At 54.7% G+C, this 362-nt stretch carries 1 protein-coding gene; it reads right to left on the bottom strand.

Going from position 1 to position 362, the window contains the following annotated elements; all coding sequences use genetic code 11:
• On the bottom strand, positions 1–362 hold a 362-nt coding region (locus Y887_RS17720), incomplete at both ends, for a hypothetical protein (RefSeq protein ID WP_211257012.1).

The following is a 362-nucleotide window of genomic DNA, read 5'->3' on the forward strand; positions in this document are numbered from 1 at the left end:
CATGTACAGCGAATTCATCAGCGCCCCCTGCTCACCACGACGGTTAAAGTTCACCGTCATGTTTTTGGCAAGAGACGCCGCCTGCTGGCGTGACAAACCGGCATCACGGGCGTGTTTATAGGCAGAAAGACGCAGAGCGTTTTCAACCGCCCCGTTGGCATCCTCGACAAGGTTAAGGAACGAATTCCATGCACCGATACTCTGGCCTTTCCATCCTCCCTTCGCCAGCGATACAAGGCGATCCATTTCCTTCTGCTGGCCTTCAAGGTCACCCATGTTAAACCAGCCCGCTTTACCTCCCTCCTCAACAAACTCTTTCCACACCTTCTGCCACTGCGCACCGTTGCCCGTGAGGGTTTTAC

It is taken from the genome of Xanthomonas pisi DSM 18956 (assembly GCF_001010415.1).
GTDB lineage: Bacteria > Pseudomonadota > Gammaproteobacteria > Xanthomonadales > Xanthomonadaceae > Xanthomonas > Xanthomonas pisi.